Below are 17,005 nucleotides of genomic sequence, written 5' to 3' on the forward strand. Positions count from 1 at the left end.
TAGATAAGTCTCTGATAGCCTTTTACCTTATAGAGCCTCTGCATCACTGCGATGTCAGCCAGCTGCAGGCTATATTCCAACTTCCATTATAGCATAAAAACACGGTCCTGCCGTGTTTTCTTTTCTTATAACAGTTATGAGTTATTTCTGATAGCCAGTAGGATTTTGGCTTTGCCATCTCCATGAATCCTTAACCATATCTGATAACTCTTTTTTCGCTTCCCATCCCAGTTCTGTCTTTGCTTTAGTCGGGTCCGCATAACAGGTAGCGATATCGCCTGCGCGGCGGGCTTTAATAGTGTAAGGGATAGCTACGTGATTAACAGTTTCAAAGGTTTTAACTAAGTCAAGGACACTGTAGCCAGTGCCGGTTCCTAGATTATAGACCTTAGCCCCTTTATGTTCAAGATTATTTTTTACTGCTAAGACATGACCCTTAGCCAAGTCGACAACATGAATATAATCGCGAACACCGGTACCATCAGGTGTATCGTAGTCATCACCGAAAACATTGAGTTCCTGCAGCCTTCCCACTGCGACTTGAGTGATGTAAGGCATAATATTATTGGGAATACCATTTGGCGCTTCCCCAATTAAACCGCTTTTGTGTGCTCCAATGGGGTTAAAATAACGTAAATTAGTCAGCGACCATTCCTTATCTGCAGCAACAACATCATTAAGAATCTGCTCCATCATTACTTTTGTGTAACCGTAAGGATTAGTGGCCGATGTAGGCATATCTTCCGTCAGCGGCGAAATATTATTCATACCATACACAGTAGCGCTGGAACTGAAGACAATATTTTTCACCTTATTTTCAGTCATGGCTTCTAAGAGGACAATAGTACCTGTAATATTATTATGATAGTATTTCAGAGGTTCTGCAACCGATTCTCCCACTGCTTTAAAAGCTGCGAAATGAATAACTGATTCAATGGTATTCTCTTGAAAAATCTGATTCAATAGTTTCTTATCTAAAATTGAACCTTCATAAAAAGGAATGTCTTGACCGGTAATTGTATGCAGTCTGTTTAACACCTCAGGAGAGCTGTTAGAAAAATCATCAACAATAACAACATCAAATCCTGATGCAATCAGTTCTACAACGGTATGGCTGCCAATATAGCCAGCCCCGCCGGTTACTAAAATGGACATATTTTACCTCATTTTCTAAATAAAAAGATGCTTTTACTCAAATAAAACTAAACGTTCTTGTTCTTCCTGGCCTTTTACCGCAAAATGTACGGCATCTTTACCGGTCATCGGATCGACAATCCCTACTGAAATGCGGTACTGATTTCTGGTGGCCTCTGCAACTCCGTCGGTGGTCAGGTCTACAGAAAGACTTTGCTCGTCTTCCGGAAGCAGGCTGGATAAATCAAGAGGGAGCTCAACCTTTTCAACAACTGTTCCTGTAAGGTCCTGAACATAGACATAAGCCTGCCAGTTTCTGTAAAAAGGCGCTACTCCTGAATTCTGCCAGGTCATTGTCAGTTTTGTTGAATCTGTATTTTCTTTCAAATCGGCTTCAGAAAGCCACAAACGGTAACCCATATTTTTTAAAACAGTGTCATATCCTTTTTTATTATCATTAACATTTTGAGCAATTTTAGGCCCAAGAAACGTTGTATGGGAATCTCGGATAAGCTCAACTGTCTGTTCTAAATTTTTGACAAGCATGGTCTTCATACTATGAGAACTTGTAAATTCACCGCCAATCGGTGACTCCTGCCAAACTTCCGGCATAGCTACAATATCTGCTTCTCCCGTCTGGTCGTAAACTCCGCCGGATTCAATCCAATCCAGCCATTCATCAGTACTTTCCAAATCACCGGCCATATCATTGTAAATACCCAGCTGATATTTATCAGCTGCCGAAAAAGAACGGCGCATCAGTAAGTCTGCCTTAGGAAAGGCAGCCACCCAAGGCTCGACATACTGTTCTCTTACCGATGCATCAGGGAGCTGTCTGATACCTGCTTCAAGGTCAACATGCCACTCTCCCCAATGTCCCAAACCACCGAGTTCAATAAAGCTGATTAATTCCTCGTTGCCCCAGCGCTGTCCCATTGCCTCAACAGCTTTTCGGTAGTAAGCAATCAGGTTTTCATCGCCGTAATTAGGCGAAAAGCCCTTACCTAATTCTGAATTGTACCAGTCACCTGAATCATCCAGCTCAGAAGTCAGCCATTCAGGGACATCTTGGTGTTTTTTATCAGACGGATAATCTAAAACAAAGCGTAAGACAAGGTGTTTTCCTTCCTCCTGCCATCTGCTGAACTGGTTTTCTTCCTCAATAGCTTCCCAGTTATACACACCTTTTTCAGATTCTAATTCCTTCCAAGTGATGTCAACATAGACCAAATTGATATCGTCGGATACTGTCTCTTCAATAGCTGGCGGTGCATAGCCCATCAAAGGGTTAGCCAGCAGTTCATCAGAATAAGAAAAACTTCTTTTATAAATAGCTCTTTTCATAAAATACGTTGAAATTAAAAAACTTAAGCCTACAACGCTTAGAACAATTAAACTTATCAGCACTTTTTTTTTCATCATCCCGCCTTTTCTAAGTCAGTAAAATTCTTTTTGTCATTATACTAGATTAATTCTTTTCAAACAAGTCTTTACAGTTAAAAACTATTTAGTTTCTGACTTTCCCTAACCGTTTAGCCAAGTAGGTAAAGAGGCCGTTTTGTTTAGAGTGATACAGGGGCTGGCTTCCTAATACATGGTAAGGCAAATCTTCCGTATAGGCGTTTAATCTAGCAGAAGCAAAGATAAACAGAAGTGCTCCTGCTGCAAGAAAACCAAAACCGTAAAAAGGCTTGCCAAAAAACTGTGAAAGAATGGTTAAAGAAAGGCTGGCTGCTGCAAAAAGTCCGGCGCAGTTCTTTGCTCCTTTGTAGTCAGCGAAATACAGCAGTGCCATCAAATAAGCATTCCCGACAGCATAGAGGCCGTAAGCCAAGCAAAGAGTTTGGAAGTAGCCCCGCATTTGTCCGTTAAAACCTAAGGGCAGATAATCCAAAAGAAGGGTTCCTGCAAACATAATCAATATGGTAGCCAGCAATTGTTTCCAGCCCAAATATTTTAATTCATTATTAAGGACTTCCAGCATTTCTACTTCACTTTCTTCAATTTCTAAAAGATTGCCTCCTTCATTATACAGCTGGTAGTAGGTTTTGAATTTCGGATAAAAGAAGACCTCCACCGATATCACAAAATTTACAGTTGATACTAAAGTAGTCAAGAAAGCAAACATGGCTGGAATATCATAAGACGGAGCACTGCGAAAGAGGCCTGCCATTTCTTTGCCCAAGGGGCTGAACCAAATGATGACGATATGGGCAAAAAGCCCGATAAACAGATAAACACCAACTTTGAATAAATCAAAAAAGGAGTCAAACCATTGCAAAAATTCAAAAGACCGCTGATGATTATGAGGAAAATAACGATTTAAAAGCCAAACAAACCACAAAAGCATGAGACCGTAAGCTAAAGCTACACTTAAAAGCAGTCCTGATGGCACAGCATATGAAATGCTTAAAAATCCGCAGAAAAGAGTCGTCAGAACGGCAGCTGAAAATCCCAGAATAATACTTCGGTAATCTTTAACAACTGTTAAATAATTCATAGCATTCCAAATGACCGTAAGCTCTCCAAACAATAGCAGAGAAATAAACATGTCCAATGATGAAATGCCTGAAAACAGCAAAAATGTTCCATACAGAATCTCCCCTAAGAGCAAGACACAGGCGCTGGAGGCATAAAAGGAAGGCAGAATACGATCTGTTTTACGCTCATAAAGCATATCAGAAACATAGCGTGTCACAATAAAGGAAAAAAGACTAGAGACTGCTAAGGAAGCCAAAATCGCATAAGAAATTAAAACCATTATGCTGTCACGCTGACTGCTGTCCATTTTCCCAGACAGGCTCAAAACAACAACAGCAGTATTAAGCAGTATCCCCAGTATAACCGGTCCGCCATAGATGATGCCGGCATAGCTGTAGGCCTTTTGTTTTGCTAACAGTCCTGCCTGATTATGAATTTTCCTTAGTTCAAAGCCTATACCTGCCATGTTTGTCCATACTCCTTATATAATTGTCGATATTGCTGAATCATCTGCGGATATTGATAATAACGTTCAGCCCGTTTCTGGGCAATAGCGCCCATCTGTGTTCTGGCAATAGAATGCTTACTCATTTTGATTATGGCTTCGGCCAGACCTTCGCGGTAAGTCGGCGGCACACAGTAGCCTGCTACACCCAGACTGTCCTCCGGCTTTCCTTCAAGCAGTTCGCGGCAGCAGCCCACATCAGTTGTAACGCAGGGACGCCCTGAAGCCATAGATTCCAAGACAGATAAAGGCTGTCCCTCCGATATACTTGTTAAAACTGTAAAGTCTAGTTTTTCCATATAAGCCTTAATATCAACCCGACCGGTAAAGATAAGATTGTCCAATTTCAGCTTATCTGCCAAAGCATAGCACTCGTTGGCATATGCGCGATCATCCACCCCTCCCATAATATGTAAACGAACATTCGGAAGCCGTGAAGAAACTTCATAAAAGGCGTAAATTAATGTTTTAATGTCTTTAATCGCTGCTAAGCGGACAACCGCACCAATATCAATCCAGCCATCGGCCTTTTTCCTAGCAATTTGAGAAAAACTGGCATAATCAATGCCATTAGAAATCACCTGACATTTATCCGGTTCACAGCCAATTTCAATCTGTGTCTCTCTGGCTTTGGTAAAGAGACTGGTAACACGGTCAGCCCGCGAATAAATAACATCTGACAGCATATAGAAGAAATCTGTCCACTGTTTTTTCATGGAAGGCAGAACCCAGTCAGCCCGAATAATTTCCTCCTCCCTTTCCCGGGTATAGATACCATGTTCTGTTAAGAGGAGAGGCTTTTGATGAATATAGCTGCCTAATGCGGCCAAAACACCGCCGTATCCCGTTGAAATAGCGTGATACAGATCGGCTTTTGGAGTCTCTTTGGTCAAAAGGCAAAGCAAAGGCAGCATCATTGAACGCATGGTATGAAAAACATCTGACAGAGGGATAAACGGATATTTTTCTGAACAGATTTCTCTGACGATTTGCAAAAAAGCTTCACTTTCTAAGAAAGCGGTAGGATTTAATTTCCCTAACTGAAACAGTGCAAAAATGGTCGGCCAATGGGGACGTTCACAGGATACAAGCTGAGACAATGCCTGAAACTCTTTTTTTGTTAAGTGTTTGCTTCCCCGTCTCGGCATTCTTTTCTTGGATACCTCTAAATCATCTAAAAAGACTTCATGAACTTCTACCACGTTTTCGGGAAGTGTGTAAACAAAGCTGCCGCGGTTTTTCTCTTTGGCCCCGATAGCCCAGATAACAAATTCATGCTCTTTCATTTCAGTGATATACTGGTGGGCCCATGTTGAGACCCCTCCATGGACATAGGGGTATGAGCCCTCTAAAACCAAACAAATTCTCATAATTATTTCCTATTTCATTTCAATTGTTACTTGTGCCTCTTTTGCCTGCAGGAGGTAGAGGTTGCCCGTCAGATGGGTCAGACTGCCTCCCGAAACATTGCCGGGTTTAGCTTCATTATTGAGCCTAACCATCAGGTAAGCTTCATCATGGAAATTCCCCAGATTAATATTCAGACCGTTTTCATTCTGACTTTGCTGAACGGTTAAAATAGCATAACGCTGAACAGCTCCTGCTAACTCAGAACCAGTCAGTTTCCGTAAGTCGGGAGCAGACTCTTCTATCCAAACGATATCTTTTTCAAAGCTCTCAAACATCTTTGCCCAGCCGTTGGCTGCTCCCCGATCCTCATCCAAAGCATCATCGGGATGCATAAAGTGATTATTGACAAAGTGCATGTTTAATTCAGAAAAAGCAGTCAGCTTAGCATAGTCATCCCAAATCGTTCCTGATACCGTACGCGGCTGCTCAATCATTCCGTCATCAGCTATTTCAAATTCCTGACTGTAGGCAAAGTCTTCAGAGAAATAATTGCTGGCAATACTTTTAACTTGCGGGAACTGGCTGACCAACATCTGCCGGCCCTCAGCAGAAAGAACATTAGAAGGCGGAACATAAACGGATGTTTCAATATCAGGAAACAGATCCTTGATAAAACGATCCAGTTCTGTCATAGAAGCCGCCATGGCCTCCGTGCTGGCCCACGTTTTATAATTAGGATAAACATCCCCATAGTCTACATTATCTAAACTAAAAGGCTGATGATTATAGCCATGATAGCCGATTTCACCGTCATTAGCCAAAATGGAACTTCCAAAATAATTGAACCGTTCCGTGTCTTCCTGCCGCTTAATCTTCCCAGAAGTATCATCTTCATAATTTTCAATGACCAGACCGGTATATTTAATCCCATATTTATCATGTAATTTTAATAAGTCAGGCCACCAGACATTGGTATAGAAATCTGAAACAGACATGTTATAGTCACGCTTAATAAAACTGGCATTCCCTGCCGGAACTGGAGCCGGAAAATCATCCAGATAATAAGTTGCCCCATCAATAACAGGATAAACTGCTGTATCTGTTAACAGACTGTATGATGCGGCATGTATTCCGCGAACCGATCTGTCATAAAAACCCAGATTATCAATAACAAAATGACCTGATCCATAATCTTTCTCCCAGACCAGCGGATTCTTGCTGTTATCATCTATCCAAGCATAAACCTTGCTGTCATCAGAAAGAGACACTGTTCTGGCAGCATCAAATGGCTCATCAATTTTATAAGCTTTACCGCCGCCGATCATAAATGTATCATCAATAAAAATACTGCTGACAACTGCATTATTAGGATTTGAATCAAGCACTCCCAAGTCTTGATCAATCCCTTTTAGAATTTCTTCCTGAAATAAGGTCATTCCAAATAAGACATTTCCGCCGTCAGCTACCCAGGCCATCAAATCCGGAGTGCGCTCTTGCATCAAATCAAGTGCAGACAGTAAGATGACCACTTTTTGATAGGCCGAAAATTCTGGAATCGTTTCCGCTGCGACATCGACAGTCTGATAGCCCATCCTCATATCTTTTAAAATCTGCTCAAACTGCTCCTTAGCTTCCAGACTGGAAGGATCCGCTGAGTCTACCAAAACCAAGGTGTCCTTGCTTAATGTCGCAAAAACCTCATTACTAGTAGGGACATCTCCTTTAAGGTAGGTTTTCTTTTGAGAATCAACTTTATAAATTTCTCCGCGTTTTTGTATGAAAAGAAAACTTGTGATAGCTAAAAAAACAATCAGTACAAAAACAGCTTCCTTGCGGAAAATTTTCTTTCTTTTCTTTTTCACTTTTTCACTCCTAAAACAAGACACAAAGGCCGTTAAAGAGCAAAGCAAAAATAGGAGGCTGGACGAAGAGCCGCAAGGCTCTAGGACAGACTGTCTTTTTTGCATAGCTCTTAGGGCGTGTTCAATTCCGACAAGATACAAAGCCCGTTTAAAAATCCGTATGAAAATAGGGGATGGCAAGTGATGCCTAAGCATCGCGATGACAGCCATCTTTTTCACTAGGATTTTAGGGCGTGTTCAATTAAACAAGACACAAAGGCCGTTAAAAACGCAAAAGGAAAATAGGAGACTGACCGCTGAGTCATTAAAAACTCAAGGAAAGTCTATCTTTTTCCCGCAGCGTTTAGTTAAACAGTCTGCCAAAAGTCAACAAGCGCTCTATTATCTGCAGAAATATAGATGCTTTCTTCTTTCATCTTCCTAGCTAAAACAGCTGCATTGTGACCTTGCCGCATATCCAGAAAAAGCCGTAATTGAAGCAACCAAGGGTTTTCATCTTCAGGCCATTTCCGCATCATATAATCTATACAGGTCTGAGCAGGTTTATATTGTTTCAAAATCAGAAGATTGTCAGCCAGACTGGCAAAATCAGCCAGATTTTCCTTAAGCTGAATTTTTTTCTCCAGCAGTTCTACCAATTCCTCACGCCGTGCTTGTGCCATCTGCCCTGTTACAAACTCATTGTTTAAATAATTTTCCAGCACAGTGCAGTATTTTGTCAAAACCTCCAGATTATCCGGATTTTTAGCATAAGTTTTTTCCAGCTGGTTGATTTTTAAATCATACTGCCTTGACAATTCTGCAATAACAGTCGTAGCATAGTGAACGACTTCGGCATCCTCATTGAGCCTGGCCAAGTAAAACAGATCCAAAAAATCTTCCGGATTTTCGCCAATAATATCCAATAAAATATCTCTGGCTACATCAGAATTTTTCAAAAGAAGAGCTTCTTCTAAAGAAATGAGATTGTTATTTTCTTTCTCATCATTTGGGATAATATCTCTGTTATCAGCTGTTTTTTCTTCAGAAGCCTCTTCGATAATATCAAGCTTATCAGAATCAGACTGCCGTGTACCTACAGTAATCCAAAGCATCAAAGACCCGATTACAGGCAGGCCGCAGGAAAAAAGCAAATAATAAGCTGGAATAGCAACTTTTTTTCGAATAAATAGATAGGTGATTAAACAAAAGAGCAGATGAAATCCGAGTATCAGTAAATCAAACCTTATTTCCATAATATTTAATCAACCCTTCTGTCTTCAATATGAATAACACTATCACCATTTGCAGTATCAAAGGAAGAATGTCCTTCATCAGCACTCCTTCGAGCAGCTTCCTGATAGTAAGCTTTTTCCAAAGCAGAACCAATCATCTGGCTAATCATCTGAAAATGGTTAATTTGCTGCTGACTCAGCTGCGAGTAATTCACATCAGAAACCCAAAGCAAGTGCTGCAGTTTCCCTGCTATTCTGACTCCGACAGCATAGGTAGGATATTGTTCCAACAGCGACTTATTCACCCAGATTTCACCCTTATTAATCTGCCGAATTGCTTTGGGGAAATTCATTAATTCCACAGTCTGCTGATCAACTGGGATTTCTTTGGCGGATGCCTGCAAGCGCGCTGTAAAAACACTGTTGCGGAAGGTGTAGATACGAACATCATCTGTTTCCAGCCATTCTCCTAAAATAGCTGTGCTATTGCGCAGAATATCATCATATGCTTGATTGTCCAGCTGTTTAAAGACATGGAATAATTTAGCTGTTCCATTTCGGCTGCTGATAATCTGATATTTCAGCTTTTGTTTATCTCGGATAATGTTAGCATAGACATTCTGCACAAAAGTATTTTGTTCTTTTAAAACAGTATTTTCCTTTTGCAGCGAACGATTCTCATCTTGGTTTTTAGCTTGTACAAAACCGCAGACTGCTGCAACAAACAGATAGGCGATAAAAGGTACCCACTGCTCTGTGTTATAAAGAATTATCCGCCAGTCAGTCCCTGAAGCAACACTGGAAAAGAGGAGAGCCAGAGCCGAAAGCGCTGCAGCAAATAAGCCGAAATAAGTTCCAAATACTGTACTGATAAGCACTACAAAAAGCAAACGAATATCCACAAGCCGAAATTGAAGATTAGCACTTGTATAAGAATAAAGAATCTCGGATAAAAGAAAGAGTATACCGACTTCCCCCAATTTTTGAATCTGTCCTTGGGAACGGATTCTCCGTAAAATCTCACTTAAGCGCCGGCGCTTTTGATCGTTTTTTGCCCGCTGAGCAGCATGCCGATAAAGTTCAGGCAGGTCATCAAGAATCGATGATCTCATCTGCCAGCCGTAACGTTCTTTGAGGATATTATCTGCTTTCTCAGAATAGGTGCGCTCCCTACGCTGAGTTTTTTTGAACGCTACAATGTCTCTTCCTGCCAGTTGATTCAAACTATCTGCAACTTGCTGAAGAGTAATTTTATAAGGATTATTAATTGAAAATAGCTCACTGTTAGTATCCCAGCTGTCTAAAATCTTATAAAAGAGCTCTGCCAGTTCTTCTATGTTGACGAAATTAGCCATTTCCTGAGGATTTTCGGAAAAACCTTTGATTTCTTGATTTCCGGCATTTTCTAAAAGATCGGCCAAAACATTAGCTGACTGCTTGGAATAAAGGTAAGGGCTGTGTAATATTTTAATTCCCGAACCAGCGCTTTTCTCCCAATTCAAACATAACTGTTCAGCAGTCCTATCTAGTACCTGTTTATAGCTGGAAAGCTCCGGACCTGTATAGTAGATAAATTTCAGATACTCCTGATTCTGTGTATGATTAAGGACAGACTGCAGTCTCTCAAGCTCACCGATTTTTTCATTCTGAAACGATAAAGAATTTGAAAAATAGACAATTTGATCAAACTCATAGGATTCAAAAACTTCTTCAATAAGATTCTCTTTGACATAATCTGAAAAGACTGTAATTTCATCCCACCTTGATGTTTTTAAATCCGTTTCTCCTAAGATCAAGACCCGATTTTTCGGAAAAGCTTTCTTGATGAAAGATTTTGTAACATTTTTGGTATTGCCGATTAATAGTGTTTTCAAGTTAACCTCTCCTTTGATTAGAACACAGCAGCTAAATAGGAATACTGGCCTAAAGCCTTTTATTGCTTCCTATGTTCTATTTAATTATTTATTGTAAAAATTACAATATCATTCGGATTATTACATTTCATGTTTACACCGTTTCTATTTTAACTCCTTTTTGTAATATTTTCAAATATTATCGTATTCTTCAAAATATTTGTTTTTTCAAATTATATAGCAAGAAAAAGCAAAGACCGTTTTATTGTGCGGTAAACGGCTGAAATTAAGCAATTTTCAGCGATTAATTAAGAATTGTTTTAAACTCAGCTGATAGTCAGTAAAGATCAAAACAGCTTGCTGAATTAAACCTGCTATCTTACATTTCGAAGAAGATTGAGCAAAATAAAAAAGACTGAAGCAGACAAACGAAAAATGTTCACCTCTCCAATCTGAAATTTTTTAGCGGAATTTTTTATAGTCTCTGCCTCTTAAAACTCACCAACATAAGCGATTACTTCAATTTCAATTTTAACATCCTTGGGCAGACGCGCTACTTCGACTGCTGAACGAGACGGAAAGTCAGCCTTAAACGCCTCTGCATAAACCTGGTTAAACGCATTAAAGTCATTCATATCACTTAAAAAACAAGTGGTTTTTACGACATGTTCAAAATCTGTCCCCGCTTCTTTTAAAATAGCAGCAATATTTTTTAAAACTTGCTGAGTCTGCTCCTCAATACTGCTGCCGATAATTTCACCTGTTTCCGGAGACAGAGGAACCTGTCCGGAAGCAAAAAGGAAATTCCCGGCTATTTTCCCTTGTACATAAGGACCGATAGCTTTCGGTGCCTTATCCGTATGAATTATTTTTCCCATAGTCTCCTCCTCACATTTAGATACAAAGGCCGTTTCAAATTCATACGGCCCTGAGTCAGCAGAATACCAAATACAGTCTTCTTATCAATACCAAGGTTATGGTTTTAACCGATGAAGCATACGCGGAAAAGGAATCGCTTCCCGGATATGTTTAGTACCTGCTACAAAAGTTACCATCCGTTCAAGGCCAAGCCCAAACCCACAGTGCGGTACAGAACCGTACTTGCGAAGGTCAAGGTAAAAATCATAATCTTCTGGTTCAAGGCCGTTTTTCTTGATTTGCTCTAACAGCTTATCATAGTCTGTTTCACGTTCCGAACCGCCGATTATCTCGCCGTAGCCTTCAGGAGCCAGAAGATCGGCGCAAAGAACACGGCTTTCTTCATTAGGGACTGGTTTCATGTAAAAGGCTTTAATATCTGCCGGATAATTGGTTACAAAAGTCGGAACACCAAAATAGTTGGAGATCCAAGTTTCATGCGGCGATCCAAAATCATCCCCATGTTCCAGATGTTCATAGCCTGTATCTTGATCAGCCTCATGTTCCTGAAGCAAATCGATTGCATCATCATAAGAAATACGTTTAAAAGGTTCAGTTATATATCTTCGAAGCAAATCAGTATCACGCTCTAAGGTTTCTAAAGCCTGCGGAGCACGGTCTAAAACTCCTTGAATCAAAGCTTTGACATATGCTTCTTGCAAATCAAGGGATTCTTCGTGATTCAGGAAAGCATATTCTGCATCCATCATCCAAAACTCTGTTAGGTGCCGGCGGGTTTTCGATTTTTCAGCACGAAAAACCGGGCCAAAATCAAATACACGTCCAAGTGCCATAGCACCGGCCTCTAAATAAAGCTGACCGGACTGACTGAGAAAAGCAGATGTCCCAAAATAATCAGTTTCAAACAGCTCAGTTGTATTTTCGGCAGCATTGCCAGATAAAATCGGGCTGTCAAACTTAATAAAACCATTTTGGTCAAAAAATTCGTATGTAGTATAAATAATAGCATTCCGAATCTGCATGATAGCTGCCTGTTTGCGCGACCGCAGCCACAAGTGACGATGATCCATTAAAAAGTCCGTCCCGTGCTCTTTAGGGGTGATGGGATAATCCTTGCTGTCACCCACTATCTCAAGGTCGGTCACATCGAGCTCATAACCAAATTTAGAGCGCTCATCTTTTTTTACAACTCCCTTAATAAGAATTGCTGTTTCCTGATTGAGATGCCGGATAGTACTAAACTTTTCTTCGCCCATTTCTTCACCAAATTTTTCAATAAAATTAGGCTTAAAAGCTACTGCTTGAAAAAAGGCTGTTCCGTCACGCAGCTGCAAAAAGGCAATTTTCCCTTTACCTGATTTATTGGCAACCCAAGCACCAATAGTAACTTCCTGACCGACATAGTCTTTAACATCAGCAATTGAAACATAATTTTTCGGCATATTTTCTCTTCCTAATTTCTTTATTTTTCCATGAAAATTTTAAGGCGGCGGACTGCTTCTTCCAGTGTTGACAGATTTGCTGCATAACTGAAACGTATATTTTCCGGCGCGCCAAAACCAGCTCCCGTTACTAAAGCAACATCTGCCTCCTCTAAAATAGCATCAGTAAAAGCAGTAACATCGTCATAACCCTTTAAAATCATTGCTTTTTTCACATTAGGAAACAGATAAAAGGCTCCTTGAGGTTTAATGACTTCAAAGCCAGGAACTTGTTTAAGTAAAGGATAAATCGTGTTTAATCTTTCTTCAAAAGCCTGACGCATCGTTTCAACTGAATCCTGAGGACCTGTCAAAGCTTCAATAGCAGCATACTGCGATGCAGCTGTTAGATTGGAAGTGGTCTGGCTGACAATCTTTGCCATAGAGGAGACAATCTCTTCACTGCCAACAGCAAAGCCGACCCGCCATCCGGTCATAGCGTAGGTTTTGGATACGCCGTTAATGACGACAGTTTGTGCTCTAATTTTTTCTGAAATAGCAGAAATGGGGGTAAAGTGATTCCCGTTATAGACCAAATGGCCGTAGATATCATCGGCTAAAATCAGGATATCATTGTTGACTGCCCAATTGCCAATGGCTTCAAGCTCATCAGACGAATAGATCATCCCTGTAGGGTTAGAAGGACTGTTGAGAAGAAGAACCTTAGTTTTATCTGTTTTAAGAGCTTCAAGCTGAGGAACTGTAATTTTAAACTGATTGTCCTCACTGGTCTGAGCAAAGACTGGTACTCCTGAAGCCAGCTTTACTTGATCCGCATAAGATACCCAGTACGGGGTTGGAATAATGACCTCGTCTCCTTCATTCAGAACCGTCATGAAGAAAGTATAAAGCATAAACTTGGCTCCGGTTCCGACAACTATCTGACTAGATTTGACTGAGTAGCCATAGAAATGTTCAAAATAATGAATAACTGCTTGTTTTAACTCTGGCAGGCCGCCTGCCGGTGTATAAAAACTGGCACGGCCATCTGAAATAGCTGCCTGTGCTGCTTGCTGAATGTTTTTAGGTGTTATAAAATCCGGTTCTCCCAAGGTTAAACTTAAGATATCGCGTCCCTCTGCTTTTAGAGCCTGTGCTCTGGCTCCAGCTGCTAAAGTGATGCTTTCTTCCATTTCCAATATGCGCCTTGCTAATTTCATAACGCCTCCTTATATCATAATATTTTTTCTGATTTCTAAACACATTGACAGAAAAACAGCTTAATTTCTTTTTAAAAAATCACCTGTTTCAAAGTTTATAAGATAGTAGCCATTTTCTGCGGTGATTTCCCAAATCGGAAAATCATCAAAAATCCCAAAAGTAACCTTCTTTATCTTTTTCGCACCGTTTTCATAGGCTATCTGCCGTGCCTGTCTTTGACTGATCCCGTCGTTTAAACGGTAAGTATAAATCTTCCTGCCCTTTTTAGAGACAGCAACAACTTCTTCGCTTCCGGATTCTGTAGTACCAAATACACTGTAGTAGGTTTCCTTGCCGTGATAAAGCTGAAAATTGGCAATATGCACCAGATCGGTTTGCTTTTTAGCTGTCTGCACTGCAAACTTTTGGGCATCGTATTTAGGTTTCATCGCTAGAAATAAAACAATAGATGCAGCTAACAGAAAAAGAAAGCCAATTAAGGCAAGAACGAATAAACACCGTTTTAACAGCTTTACTTTTTTCATTGCTCCCTCCTAAATACACTGTTGATAACATTATATCAAAAAATCTTCTATTTCTGCCAGACAGTCAGCAAATTTTTGATTAGAAAGATAAAATTCCTCATCTAAAGCGTGATAAATAACCGGACTATAGGTTTTATTCAGTATACGGCTGTCCATAATCAAAACCGCGGAACGCTGGCTGCTTCGGCGCAAGGTCCGTCCGATAGCTTGTTTTAACCGCAAAATCATCAGAGGAAGACTGTAATCATAAAAAGGATGCTTTCCCTCCTTTTTTAAGCGCTTATTCATCTTTTTAACAAAAAAGTCTTCAGGATTGTCGAAAGGCAGGCGCGTTATCACTTCAATCATCCGGTCAGCTGCTACAAAGTCAGCACCCTCCCAAAATGAACCTGTACCTAACAGCAATTGGCTGTCACCAGCTTCAAATTTTTGTTTTACCTTGGAAGCTGTGCCGTTTTTTTCCTGAGTCAAATGCAAAATACCTGCTTTTTCTAACTCTTCTGAAACCATTAACATACTTTGGATTGAAGTAAAAAGAACTAAAATTGGTTTTTTCAGGGTCAGGAGCTGAAAGAGTCGTCCAGTAAGTTCCTGAGCATAATCTGCCGCAGACAGCTGAGTAATTATCGGCATAGTTCGATCAAGCCAAATGCGCTGACTGCTGTTTTTAGTTTTAGGAAGTCTGGCAAAGTCAACGTCTGTAAAGCCCAAAAGTCCGGGCAAACTGACTTTAGGACTGATATCTAAGGTTGCAGAAATAAAGTACAGTTTTTTCAGTTCAGGTAAAAAAGACTTGAAATTCAAAAAATCTTCCCTACCAGCATTCAGATACATTTGACGCTTTTCTTGGTTTATTTCCGAAGACAGCCAAAATTCTGTAAAAGAACCCGTTATCATTTCTTTGAGAGGCTGTAATTCAGCTCTATTTAATTCTGACAGATTTTGCTGCAGCTGATTAACTGCTGTTAAGTCTAAATGGCCGTCCTTTGTCTGATGAAATTGTTCCATTATATAGTCTAAATGGAAAGAAAGGCTTTCAAGCAGTCTCTTTTCTATAAGTTGCTGACTGTCTTTGCTCCAATGCTGAACAAGAGGCAGAAGCTGGCTTAAATTCAGACTTCTTCTTGAAAACTGCTCAAGGTTCAGCAAAAGTTTCTGTGCTTCATCAAAAACAAGAACTTTCTTTTCAGCAAAGGCTTTATCGTCTTGCACACGTTCCAGAAAATAAGCATGATTGGTCAGCAGAAGCTGGCTGCTCTTAGCGTTCTCATAGCTTTGGCGCCAAAAATCTACTGGGAAATACTGGGACTGTTTTCTTAGCTTACCATCATGTCTAAGTGAGTCAAAATAACTTTCAAAACGCTGTTTTTGTTTGATTTCGTCCAAATCGCCGGTCTCGGTTTCCAGCAGCCAGACTAAAATCTGCATTTTATAGCGGTTAATCAGCCGATTGCTGCTTTCGTGGTTAAGGCTTTCTGCAAAAGCATCGAGTTTAATATAATTTCTAGGACCTTTAATACTATGGCAAGGGAGATGAAAGACATCCTTAATTTTCTTAACTTCATTTGCCATAATCTGATCCTGCAGCACTTTGGTCGGCACAGAAACGATGAGCTGTCTGTCAGAGGATTTGCTCAGAAGCGGCAAAAGATAAGCATAGGTTTTTCCAAGACCTGCCTGAGCTTCTAAAAAACTTGGACTTTGATCGCTTAATCCTGTCTCAACCAGCTGGGCAAAAGCCTTCTGTTTTTCACGCGCCTCCAAACCGAGCAAAGCGAGATTCACTGTAAAATCCTGTGATAGCTTCCGTTTTTTGGGCAGAGGCAGACTCTTTTTCAAAATAAGCTGACCTACCTCAGTATATTCTTTTTGAGAAAGAAGAGGCGCCTTTATTAGGGCTTCATCAAGCAGCATTCGAGATTCAAACAAGAGATTATCCGCTAAAGGCAGGAGCTTCTCTAATGCTTCTTTGGGAAGCCCTTCTATTTTTTTCTTCAGCTTTAAAAAAAGCTGAGCTGTCGCCAGTGCATCAGCAATAGCTGTATGGGCTTCGGACAAATCAAGCTGGAGTTCAGCTGCTAAACTGACTAAAGAATATTTTTCAAAATGCGGATAAAAAACCTGAGTCAGCTCTACCGTATCAACTCTGGGAGTGCGCAAATCAAAGCCTTCTAAAAAAAGGTGCTCTGCCAGGAGGTTAGCATCAAATTTCACATTATGAGCTACGAAAACACAGTCTTTTATCAGATTATAAATAGCCGCTGCAACTTGAGAAAAATCAGGTGCCTGAGCCAGCTGCTCATCAGTGATGCCTGTAAGAGCAACAATGTGTTCAGTTAAAGCTTCATGGGGATTCACATCGGTTTGGTAGGTTTCTACAATCCGGTCGTTTTTGATAATCACAATTCCTACTTGAATAATCATCGCAGAGGCACTGCCACTGGTTGCTTCCAAATCAACAACAGCATATTTTCTGGAATTTTTATCAGTCATAACATTAAGATTATACCACAATAACAGAACTTTTATCAGCCCAAACCCGTTTATATGCGGGTAAAACA

General features: G+C 40.4%; 12 protein-coding genes. All 12 read right to left on the reverse strand.

Features of this window, described 5'->3' with window-relative positions; genetic code table 11:
• Window positions 1–141: 141 nt before the first annotated feature.
• Window positions 142–1,155, reverse strand: coding sequence for a UDP-glucose 4-epimerase GalE (galE, locus tag DDV21_RS07885; protein WP_116877777.1), 1,014 nt, complete (start codon window positions 1,153–1,155; stop codon window positions 142–144).
• Window positions 1,156–1,188: 33 nt separating this feature from the next.
• Window positions 1,189–2,553 (reverse strand): DUF4832 domain-containing protein, encoded by a 1,365-nt coding sequence (locus tag DDV21_RS07890; RefSeq protein ID WP_116877778.1) that lies wholly within the window; start codon window positions 2,551–2,553, stop codon window positions 1,189–1,191.
• 88 nt (window positions 2,554–2,641) lie between these two features.
• On the reverse strand, window positions 2,642–4,081 hold the full coding sequence (gene pelG / locus DDV21_RS07895; protein ID WP_116877779.1) for an exopolysaccharide Pel transporter PelG: 1,440 nt from the start codon (window positions 4,079–4,081) through the stop codon (window positions 2,642–2,644).
• Window positions 4,069–5,490, reverse strand: coding sequence for a GT4 family glycosyltransferase PelF (gene pelF, locus DDV21_RS07900; RefSeq protein ID WP_116877780.1), 1,422 nt, complete (start codon window positions 5,488–5,490; stop codon window positions 4,069–4,071). The genes pelG and pelF overlap by 13 nt, the downstream gene beginning before the upstream one ends.
• 9 nt (window positions 5,491–5,499) lie before the next feature.
• Window positions 5,500–7,332 (reverse strand): DUF2194 domain-containing protein, encoded by a 1,833-nt coding sequence (locus DDV21_RS07905; RefSeq protein ID WP_116877781.1) that lies wholly within the window; start codon window positions 7,330–7,332, stop codon window positions 5,500–5,502.
• 347 nt (window positions 7,333–7,679) lie between these two features.
• Window positions 7,680–8,567: a hypothetical protein gene (locus DDV21_RS07910; RefSeq protein ID WP_116877782.1), complete on the reverse strand. Its 888-nt coding sequence runs from the start codon at window positions 8,565–8,567 to the stop codon at window positions 7,680–7,682.
• Between the two features lie 5 nt (window positions 8,568–8,572).
• Window positions 8,573–10,420 (reverse strand): hypothetical protein, encoded by a 1,848-nt coding sequence (locus DDV21_RS07915; RefSeq protein WP_116877783.1) that lies wholly within the window; start codon window positions 10,418–10,420, stop codon window positions 8,573–8,575.
• A 470-nt stretch (window positions 10,421–10,890) separates the two neighbouring features.
• Window positions 10,891–11,277: a RidA family protein gene (locus DDV21_RS07920; RefSeq protein WP_116877784.1), complete on the reverse strand. Its 387-nt coding sequence runs from the start codon at window positions 11,275–11,277 to the stop codon at window positions 10,891–10,893.
• Window positions 11,278–11,373: 96 nt separating this feature from the next.
• Window positions 11,374–12,720, reverse strand: coding sequence for an asparagine--tRNA ligase (gene asnS / locus DDV21_RS07925; protein WP_116877785.1), 1,347 nt, complete (start codon window positions 12,718–12,720; stop codon window positions 11,374–11,376).
• 20 nt (window positions 12,721–12,740) lie between these two features.
• Window positions 12,741–13,919 (reverse strand): pyridoxal phosphate-dependent aminotransferase, encoded by a 1,179-nt coding sequence (locus DDV21_RS07930; protein ID WP_116877786.1) that lies wholly within the window; start codon window positions 13,917–13,919, stop codon window positions 12,741–12,743.
• 60 nt (window positions 13,920–13,979) lie between these two features.
• Window positions 13,980–14,444: a cell wall elongation regulator TseB-like domain-containing protein gene (locus tag DDV21_RS07935; RefSeq protein ID WP_116877787.1), complete on the reverse strand. Its 465-nt coding sequence runs from the start codon at window positions 14,442–14,444 to the stop codon at window positions 13,980–13,982.
• Between the two features lie 30 nt (window positions 14,445–14,474).
• Window positions 14,475–16,937 (reverse strand): bifunctional DnaQ family exonuclease/ATP-dependent helicase, encoded by a 2,463-nt coding sequence (locus DDV21_RS07940; RefSeq protein ID WP_116877793.1) that lies wholly within the window; start codon window positions 16,935–16,937, stop codon window positions 14,475–14,477.
• Window positions 16,938–17,005: the final 68 nt, after the last annotated feature.

It is taken from the genome of Streptococcus chenjunshii (genome assembly GCF_003086355.1).
GTDB classification, from domain to species: Bacteria; Bacillota; Bacilli; order Lactobacillales; family Streptococcaceae; genus Streptococcus; species Streptococcus chenjunshii.

Bases quoted from the DNA above. Each gene is read 5' to 3' on its own strand.
- pelG (WP_116877779.1), bottom strand. From the start codon at position 4,081: ATGGCAGGTATAGGCTTTGAACTAAGGAAAATTCATAATCAGGCAGGA.
- galE (WP_116877777.1), bottom strand. From the start codon at position 1,155: ATGTCCATTTTAGTAACCGGCGGGGCTGGCTATATTGGCAGCCATACC.
- DDV21_RS07920 (WP_116877784.1), bottom strand. From the start codon at position 11,277: ATGGGAAAAATAATTCATACGGATAAGGCACCGAAAGCTATCGGTCCT.
- DDV21_RS07940 (WP_116877793.1), bottom strand. From the start codon at position 16,937: ATGACTGATAAAAATTCCAGAAAATATGCTGTTGTTGATTTGGAAGCA.
- DDV21_RS07935 (WP_116877787.1), bottom strand. From the start codon at position 14,444: ATGAAAAAAGTAAAGCTGTTAAAACGGTGTTTATTCGTTCTTGCCTTA.
- asnS (WP_116877785.1), bottom strand. From the start codon at position 12,720: ATGCCGAAAAATTATGTTTCAATTGCTGATGTTAAAGACTATGTCGGT.
- DDV21_RS07930 (WP_116877786.1), bottom strand. From the start codon at position 13,919: ATGAAATTAGCAAGGCGCATATTGGAAATGGAAGAAAGCATCACTTTA.
- DDV21_RS07910 (WP_116877782.1), bottom strand. From the start codon at position 8,567: ATGGAAATAAGGTTTGATTTACTGATACTCGGATTTCATCTGCTCTTT.
- DDV21_RS07890 (WP_116877778.1), bottom strand. From the start codon at position 2,553: ATGAAAAAAAAAGTGCTGATAAGTTTAATTGTTCTAAGCGTTGTAGGC.
- pelF (WP_116877780.1), bottom strand. From the start codon at position 5,490: ATGAGAATTTGTTTGGTTTTAGAGGGCTCATACCCCTATGTCCATGGA.